Consider the following 8,834-nt stretch of genomic DNA (forward strand, 5'->3'; position numbering starts at 1 on the left):
TGCTTACTAAGGTTTACAATTTCCGCAGCTTCACCCTTTTGGGCCTCGCCGCACATCGGTTCTCAAGACAGGAGACACGCAGTCATTGGAACCCACGAATCTTTAAATCTTTCTTCTCCTTACTCTCTTCTTTTCCGTGTCTAGTATTAAATTAGCATACCCTTTTTAAATCTACAACTAGATTTTACAAAAGTTTACAAAAAAGTCTTGAATCGTGGATCAAAATCCTGACAACTGAGTAAAAATCGCTGGGGAATCTGCCATTGTCCTCCCCAATGAAGATGCAGATAAGAGGCATGAACCCCAGGGGTGGCAATTTGGGGAGAAGATCCCCATCCCTCGGGAGTTACAGGCGAGTTCCGCTGGAATCCCCGAAGTTGAAACAAGGGGGAAGGGGGTGAGGTGGTGAGATGCGATCGGTGGAACTCATGACCCCAGACTGTTTCCCCAGTCCGGAATAAGGGGGTATTTTGGAGGGTGGTGGCGAGGCGATATCCCAAACTGAGGCGGGAACCCATGACGGCATTCGGGGGTAAAATGCCTACCATCGGCCAGGATTTCCCCGCAAAATCCACTAAATTTTGACATAAATACATCAAACCGCCACATTCGGCATAGGTTGGCATTCCCGAGGCGACTGCCTGATACACCGATCGCAATGCGGAGGTATTTGCTGCCAAGGTTTCGGCAAAGATTTCTGGGAATCCTCCGCCAAGATATAATCCTTGGACTCCCTCCGGCAAGACGGCATCTTTGAGAGGACTCCAGGGGACTAATTCTGCACCGAGAGATTCCAGGGAGTCTATATTATCTTGATAATAGAAATTAAATGCGGCATCACGGGCGATCGCTACTAGAATTTTTGAGTTCAACCCGTCACAATTTTGGATTTCTAGGGGTTTTACCACAGTTGCCGGAGGGGATTTCAGCAGCGGGAATAGCTGTTCCCAATCAAAGCAAGTTTCAGCCAGATGTGCAAGGCGATCGATTAACGCATCCAGGTGAGGAAGTTCCCCAGTGGGAATCAGTCCGAGATGGCGATCGGGAATAGTGATGTTATCCTGTCGCTGCCACACCCCTAAAATCGGAAATTGAATGGTTGATAAGGCATCTTGTAGTAGTTCTAAATGGCGATCGCTTCCCACCCGATTGAGGATGAGACCCGCAACGTTTACCCGGGGATCTAGCGTGCGATATCCTTGGGCGATCGCTGCCACGGAACTCGACAACCGACTGCAATCTAAAACTAATATAACCGGCAATTGTAACAATCGAGCAATATGGGCGGTACTAGCAAAATCCCCCAACGAAAATAAAGGCGATGACTCCATCAAAAGGGGGGCCGGTTGAACCCCATCAAATAATCCCATCACTCCTTCAATGAGGGAAAATTCCGTCAATTGCGAATGGCGATTAAAACAGTTTTGAACATAGTCTGGAGAAGTCAAAACTGGATCTAAATTCCGACAAGGGCGACCCGTGACATAGTGATGAAACATCGGGTCAATATAATCCGGTCCAACCTTAAAAGATTGCACCTTTAAACCTTGTCGTTGCAAATAGGCTAAAATTGCTAAAGTTATTGTAGTTTTGCCGACGCCGCTTCTTTCACCAGCAATTATTATAGTCATTGCTCTTTGGTCATTGGTCGTTTTTTAATTGTCCTTAGTCATTGAATAAAATTTACTATACCCTACTTTGCACTTAACACTGAATTGATTGATCTCCAAACCCAGGATCACCTACCTTGAGGAGGGAAGGGGTGAGTTCTTATCGCATTAAGTTACAATAAATCCAGCAATTCAATGGAGTAAAGTGCCATGTCTGCCGAGGCGATCGCAGAAACCATGAATCCCGTCCCGGAGGCAGTCGAGTGGGAACCTCCCATGCCTCCTACGGACCTAATTTTTGATGACGGAGAACCCTTGGAAAGTAATCGACACCGCATTGCAATGAATGCCCTGATTGACTCAGTACCTGCCCTATTGGCGGACCGCCATGATTATTTTATGGGCGGGAATATGTTTATCTATTACAGCAGTAAACAAGCCAAAAATCGAGATTTCAGAGGGCCGGATTTCTTTGCCGTTTTGGATGTAGAACCAGGCGATCGCCTGGGATGGGTTGTTTGGGAGGAAGAGGGGCGTTATCCTGATGTGATTGTAGAACTGACCTCCCCCAGTACCCGAAAAATTGACCTTGGACCGAAAAAAGACCTGTATGAACGGGTATTCCGAACTCGGGATTATTTCGTTTATGACCCTTTTAATCCCAATTCTTTGCAAGGTTGGCACTTGGATGGCAATCAAAAATATCAACCCCTTGAACCCGATGAACGGGGATGGTTGTGGTGCGAAACTCTAGGGGCATGGCTAGGAAATTGGGAGGGAACTCTCACACAAATTTCTATCACTTGGTTACGCTTTTATCATCCTGATGGAACTCTAGCTTTGTTACCCCACGAAGCAGCGCAACAAGAAGCTGAATCTGCAAAACAAGAAGCAGAATTGGCTCAATCTAAGGCCGATCGCCTTGCTGCCAAATTACGAGAAATGGGAGTTGATCCTGAGCAGTTGTAGGGGAAAAAAGAGGGGCGATCGCCTCGTTAAAACGTTACAAACTAGCGATCGCCCAACTCAATTCAATTACTGACGTAACTTGAGAATCTCAGTGGTTACCGACAGACTTTCTTCATACAACATATCGCGACCCCAGCGCTGTAACTGCTGACCCAGGAGGTATTCAGCCTTTTGGTCCGTTAACGGCGTCACCTGTTCGGTGCGGCAGTTTTGAGCGCTACCGCCGGATTCCATCCGCATACAGCCGGTGGTTTCAGAACAGAGAATCGTGCAGCAGTTCGCCTCACTATTGGTAGAAGTGAGACGCAATCCGACCATATCCCCGTTAATTTCACCCCAATCTGCCGTCGGAATAGCCGCTAACTCAGCCTCTACCGTGCGATCGCCTGGACCTTTGAAGGAGACCCTGCGAATATCATAATCCCCGCCCTCATCCTGGTAAGACAACGGTTTCCAATTGAGGCGGGAAGCGAGCCAACCCAGGAACATCAAAGCTTGAGAGGCATTTCCCTTTTCATAATCAATCGTGACGCGATCGAGTTCCACCAGGGAAGCGCGACGTTCCGGGGGATCAAAAGCTGCCGCCGCCAACTCTTGCCAGGAGGTGAGGCGGTGCCAGTTCAAATCCGCCATATAGGTTTCGGCATCGATAAGCTTTTGCATCTTCAGAAATTCGGACTCAGGGTCACTAAAATATGACGAGTCCATAATCATGCAATTGCAGGATTCCGAGAGCTTTTGGAACAACTCCTGTTCCGGATTCGGGGTTGCTTTCCACCAGACAAACTTCGGTAGGGAGGGAATCATCAGAGACACTACTAAATCCCCAACTCGTTGCAGTGCTTGCTTCGTACCGCGTAAGGTGATGTACTCACAGCAAATTAACCGGCTGGAGTTGCCTTTTTGGATGGGACAATAAGCGGAAACTTGAGCTGTGACCCCCTCATCTTCACCTAGAACGGGACACAGGGTGATAATGCGGCAGGGATTTTGGGCAGCGATCGCCTCGCTGATGCTGAACCCTCGGGCATTGGGATTGGTGACTTTTTGGCGATCGGGCGGCATTTTATCATACTCTTCCCGCAGCCGGATCAGAGTTTCTGGGTCAATTCGCCCAGTTACTCTAATTCCGTAAGTGATTTGAGCTTCCTGAACCGCTTCCTTAGTCAGTGCACCGTAAATCCCATCAATTGGCCCTTCATAAAAGCCTAAAGCCCCGAGCAACTGCTGGAATTCTTCAGGTTCATAAACCACCATACTAAAAGTTGCGGCGCGGGTGGCAATACTAGAAGCCCTGCCGCCATTTTCTGAGAGCCAGATTCGACCCAATTCTGACTCAATTTCATCGAGGGAAATATCTTTCGGTTGTTGGAGCGCAACAATTGGAGTAGCCATATTCATTTAATTGTTGAGTGTTGAGTAGTGAGGGTGGATTCAGAAGGATGAAGGATGAAGGTGTTGAGTCCTCTATTTTGCGACCTGTTCCCGGTTCCCTGTTGCTAATTACCCCGTCATCCTTCATCCGTCTTGTTATAACCTGCGCCAGCGGTGATCGTTACGATTGAGCAGCATCTCGGCTTCTACAGGACCCCAGGTCCCGGCTTCATAGAGGGCGATCGCCTTGGGATCGGAAGGAGCATCCCAAACTTGCAGCAAGGGCGTTAGGACTCGCCAAGACTCCTCCACCTCATCCCCCCGGGTAAACAGGGTTTGGTCCCCTAACATACAGTCTATCAATAACCGACTGTAGGCATCGGTGTTCGCCTGACCGAAGGTGGTATCGTAGCGAAAATCCATATCCACCGATCGCGTTCGCAACGAGTTCCCCGGCGTTTTCACCTCAAAGCGCATGGAAATCCCCTCATTCGGCTGAATCCGCATCGCCAACACATTGGGATTCGCTTGTTTTGCCGCAGACTGGAACATCAAAAAGGGGACTTCCCGGAACTGAATGGCAATTTCGGTGACCTTTTTCGGCATTCGTTTGGCGGTTCTCATGTAAAAGGGAACCCCCTTCCAGCGCCAGTTATCGATATATAGCTTCAGTGCAGCATAAGTCGGCGTCGTTGAGTTTTCGTCAACTCCTTCCTCCTCGCGATAGCCTGGAACCTGCTTCCCTTTCATCCATCCCGAGGTGTACTGACCCCGAGTGGCGGAAAGGGCAAGATTTTCAATATCCGCTAGGTGAGTCGCTTCTAAAACTTTCACCTTTTCATTGCGGATGCTGTCGGCATCCAAAGAGTTTGGCGCTTCCATTGCCGTCAGGGTAAACAGTTGCATCAGATGGTTTTGCACCATGTCTCGCAGTGCGCCTGATGACTCATAATACCCAGCGCGTCCTTCTAAACCCACGGTTTCGGCAACGGTGATTTGAACACACTCAACAAACTGACGATTCCACAGGGGTTCAAAAATCGCATTGGCAAAGCGAAACACCAGCAAATTCTGGACGGTTTCCTTGCCTAAGTAATGGTCGATGCGATAAACCTGCTTTTCTGAGCAGACTTTTTGGACAACTTGGTTGAGGATCTGTGCCGTACCCAGATCGTGACCAAAGGGTTTTTCAATGACTAGGCGTTGTTTGTCGCGATCGCCTAGCATTCCCGCCTCACCCAGTTGCTCGATCGCTTCCGCAAAAAAGCGCGGTGCCACACTCAGGTAAAACACGCGGTTCCCCCGAGTGCCGCGTTGTTCATCCAGTTCACTCAGAAAAGCTTTGAGTTTCTGGTAGCTTTCTGATTTATCTATATCGCCTGGACAATAGAACAGTCCGTTCGCAAAGTCTTCCCAGAGCGCTTCTGAACCAATCCCATTGCCAAATTCTTCGACGCCTTGGCGGCAATGATCTCGGAAAAACTCATGACTCCATTTACTGCGGGAGACCCCAACAATCGTCAGTTCCGGAGGCAATTTGCGCTCCAATTTCATCTGATAGATTGCCGGAACGAGTTTTCTCTGGGTGAGGTCACCGGAGGCCCCGAAGATAATCAAAATCTGGGGTTCGGGAATCCGATCTTGTTGGAGTCCCACGCGCAGGGGGTTTTCTATTAGCGTTACCATCTGGTTTGATGCATAGGTTAGAGGTTAGGACACAGACCTTTAGAACCGAGATTGAGATGGGAACCTCAATCTGTTCTCTATTGCTCTAGGTCGGGAAATCGGTGGGGGCGGCAGAAAATGGGGATTTGGGCAGGGGTATAAGGGTGAGAAACCGGGTTTTTTTTGCAGGATCTCTGCCTGAAGAACAACCCATCCGGGCCGAAAACCCGGTTTCTGATCCCCTGGATGTTTGAGAACTACCCCGATTCGTTAGAAAACTTCCTTAGCCCTTTTTCCATCCCCACTAGGCGGGAGCCAGTTGTTTAACTTTGGTTTCCAAAGAACTCATCAGGGACTCAAAGGGTTGAATGAATTTATCAATCCCTTCCTCTAAGAGTTCGGCCATCACTTGATCTAAGTCGATGCCAAATTCGGGCAAGTTCTCGATGAGTTGGTAGGCTTGATCGACATCGGTTTCAATGCGGCTGGCAACATCGCAATGATCAGCACAAGCTTCGATGGTGGCTGGAGGTAAGGTGTTGACCGTATCGGGTCCAATCAGTTCATCGACATAGATAACGTCACTGTAGTTGGGATTTTTGCTGCTCGTGGAGGCCCAGAGTAAGCGTTGGGGGTTGGCTCCTTTGGCGGCGAGGGCTTGCCAGCGATCGCTGTTGATGATTTCTTTGTATTTTTGGTAAGCAATCTTGGCATTAGCGATCGCAACCTTGCCCTTAATTTGCTCTAATTGGGCTTTTTTCTGCAGCTCCGTCACGTGCTTGAGTTGCTCATCGATCGCCTCATCAATTTTGACATCAATTCGACTGATAAAGAAACTGGCAACGGACGAAATCTTACTCACATCGTGGCCTGCCTTAACCCGCGCTTCTAAGCCACGAATATAAGCCCAAGCGGTTTCAACATAACTATCTACAGAAAATAACAACGTAATATTAACGTTGATCCCCTCCGCAATCACTTTTTCAACCGCCTGTAAACCCTGAGAAGTACCGGGAATCTTCACCATCACATTTTCCCGAGCAATTTCCCCGTAGTAGCGCTTGGCTTCTGCCAGAGTTTTTTCAGCATCCAGAGCGATGTTCGGCGGCACTTCAATACTGACATACCCATCTAACCCCTCAGTTTCATCATAAATTGCCCGAAAATGATCGCAGGCATTGCGAATATCTTCAAACACTAAAGATTCATAAATTTTCTCAACGGATTGGTTGGCTTTGATGCCTGCTTCGATATCTGAATCGTAAATGGCATTTCCGACAATGGCTTTTTCAAAAATTGACGGATTAGAAGTCAGTCCCCGCAGTCCTCGGGTTTCAATCAGGGTTTTCAGTTCACCGGACTTGATCAGATCCCGGTTCAAATTATCCATCCAGATACTTTGACCATATTCCTGTTCAATTTTTTGGAGTAAGGGATTAATTGCCATAAGTTTTATTTCGTTTGGTTTCTAGGTAACTACAGGGTATCATTGTGAAGGGTTTCAAAGCGGATGATGACTGTCTGTGGTATGAGAGTCACTGATTTCACGCTTAGGTTTTAGCTTATCTTTGAATCGGCCTAAAATGTAAGGGGAGATTGCCCTACTGTGTCATCAAATCATCATCAATGAGTCGCGATCGCCGGGTTCTTCTCATGCTTGCGATCGCTAATGAAGGATTTCACCAGGGCCACATCATCTTTACTGCCAATAATCACCGGGGTACGAGTATGAAGTTGATCCGGCACCACATCTAAAATATCCTCGGTTCCGGTACTGGCTTGTCCCCCCGCTTGCTCGATTAAAAATGCCAGGGGTGCGGTTTCGTACAGCAGGCGCAATTTACCTTCCGGTTTTTTAATGGTTCCAGGATACATGAAGACCCCCCCTTCATGCAGGATCCGGTGAAAGTCCCCGACTAGAGCCCCACTGTAACGAGCGGTATAGCCTTCGTGCCGATGAACGTAACGGATATAGTCGCGGATGGGTTCATCCCATTGCCAGAAGTTGCCTTCGTTCACGCTATAAACCGCACCATGCTCAGGAACCTGAATATTTTGATTCGAGAGGATAAACTCTCCCAAACTGGGATCCAGAGTGAAGGAATGAACCCCCTTGCCAATGGAATAAACCAGCATCGTACTGGGTCCATAAAGGATATACCCAGCCGCCAGTTGTTTGCGCCCACTTTGCAGCAAATCTAGGGCTTCCTCATTTTCATCAGCCCCCTCTTGTTGGCGAATCGAGAAAATTGAGCCAATATTCAGGTTGCTATCGATATTAGAAGAGCCATCAATCGGGTCATAAAGCAGGGTATAACGCCCAATGGGGCAGTTTTCAGGGATGTAGTAGGGTTTCTCCATTTCCTCCGATGCCAAGCGACAAACTAAGCCACTTTGCTTGAAAACGGAGATAAACACCTCATTGGCATAGACATCCATGCGTTTGACGCTTTCTCCCTGAACATTAATGTCGCCACTAAACCCCAGGACCCCTTCCACTAACCCAGCCCGACTCAACCGCCGCGAAATCAGCTTTGCCGCTAAAGCAATCCGGTTCATTAAGGCGCTGAGGTCCTGAGCATCCGCAGAAAAGCTCTGGAGTTGCTGCAAAACGTGACGGGATAGGGTTGTACAGTCGCGATCGAGGGATTGACTCTGCTCAATCGTATTTTTGGTGATTTCATCCTTCATCGTTCTTGTCTTCCTTTGGAGTGGTTCTCTTGAGACAACTGGAGAGGTTAGCCGGTGGTTTTTGTCCAGTCGCCCTTTCCTTTCCATCTTAAAGAAGCATTTTCAGCAACGCGGGTTAACTGTAGAGGAACTATAGAAAACGCAACATTTTCTTAAGTATTTCTACGGTTTTGCCGGGAAAAGTTGCCCTTACAGCATAAAATTGTCTGAAAGTCAGTTAACTCCGATACAAACTAGATTAAAATTGCAGATTTTGGCAGGATGGGGTGATTACCTCTCCCAAATCTAATCCTTGAAATAGTCATTCCCGCCTCAGTATTTAAGTCAAAAAATATAGAATTTCTTACTGACAAAAGAGCGGTAAATTTTAATAAAAATTCTAAATTTAAAAATTTCTGTAGTTTAGTTTTTTATAAATTCCGGTCTTTTTAAAATGTTAAAAATTTTTACTGGAGTTTAGACTAAGCCAGTGACACGAAAGCAATAAAGAGGGGAGCCCGACTTGCATCTAGGCTCCCCTTGGCA

6 protein-coding genes are annotated in these 8,834 nt (G+C 47.7%); 1 reads left to right on the plus strand and 5 read right to left on the minus strand.

Annotated features, from left to right (window positions below; genetic code table 11):
* Window positions 1–194: 194 nt before the first annotated feature.
* Complete coding sequence (locus NG796_RS07640) at window positions 195–1,631, minus strand: cobyrinate a,c-diamide synthase (protein ID WP_261205308.1); 1,437 nt, start codon at window positions 1,629–1,631, stop codon at window positions 195–197.
* 189 nt (window positions 1,632–1,820) lie between these two features.
* Between NG796_RS07640 and NG796_RS07645 the strand changes: the two genes are divergently transcribed.
* A complete protein-coding gene (locus NG796_RS07645; protein ID WP_261205309.1) occupies window positions 1,821–2,579 on the plus strand; it encodes a Uma2 family endonuclease in 759 nt (252 codons plus the stop codon).
* A 66-nt stretch (window positions 2,580–2,645) separates the two neighbouring features.
* On the opposite strand, the gene opcA is transcribed toward NG796_RS07645, so the two are convergent.
* From opcA to fbp, 4 genes are all read right to left on the minus strand, one after another.
* Window positions 2,646–3,974, minus strand: a complete 1,329-nt coding sequence (gene opcA / locus NG796_RS07650) for a glucose-6-phosphate dehydrogenase assembly protein OpcA (RefSeq protein WP_261205310.1) — start codon at window positions 3,972–3,974, stop codon at window positions 2,646–2,648.
* Window positions 3,975–4,109: 135 nt separating this feature from the next.
* Window positions 4,110–5,639, minus strand: coding sequence for a glucose-6-phosphate dehydrogenase (gene zwf, locus NG796_RS07655; RefSeq protein WP_261205311.1), 1,530 nt, complete (start codon window positions 5,637–5,639; stop codon window positions 4,110–4,112).
* A 283-nt stretch (window positions 5,640–5,922) separates the two neighbouring features.
* A complete protein-coding gene (gene tal, locus NG796_RS07660; protein WP_261205312.1) occupies window positions 5,923–7,065 on the minus strand; it encodes a transaldolase in 1,143 nt (380 codons plus the stop codon).
* A 176-nt stretch (window positions 7,066–7,241) separates the two neighbouring features.
* Entirely contained in the window at window positions 7,242–8,309 is a 1,068-nt protein-coding gene (fbp, locus tag NG796_RS07665) for a class 1 fructose-bisphosphatase (RefSeq protein ID WP_261205313.1), read from the minus strand.
* Window positions 8,310–8,834: the final 525 nt, after the last annotated feature.

It is taken from the genome of Laspinema sp. D2d, assembly GCF_025370755.1.
Lineage (GTDB): Bacteria > Cyanobacteriota > Cyanobacteriia > Cyanobacteriales > Laspinemataceae > Laspinema.

What these genes read in the sequence shown, in the direction of transcription:
- tal (WP_261205312.1), bottom strand. Translation starts at nt 7,065, where the DNA reads ATGGCAATTAATCCCTTACTCCAAAAAATTGAACAGGAATATGGTCAA.
- zwf (WP_261205311.1), bottom strand. Translation starts at nt 5,639, where the DNA reads ATGGTAACGCTAATAGAAAACCCCCTGCGCGTGGGACTCCAACAAGAT.
- fbp (WP_261205313.1), bottom strand. Translation starts at nt 8,309, where the DNA reads ATGAAGGATGAAATCACCAAAAATACGATTGAGCAGAGTCAATCCCTC.
- NG796_RS07645 (WP_261205309.1), top strand. Translation starts at nt 1,821, where the DNA reads ATGTCTGCCGAGGCGATCGCAGAAACCATGAATCCCGTCCCGGAGGCA.
- NG796_RS07640 (WP_261205308.1), bottom strand. Translation starts at nt 1,631, where the DNA reads ATGACTATAATAATTGCTGGTGAAAGAAGCGGCGTCGGCAAAACTACA.
- opcA (WP_261205310.1), bottom strand. Translation starts at nt 3,974, where the DNA reads ATGGCTACTCCAATTGTTGCGCTCCAACAACCGAAAGATATTTCCCTC.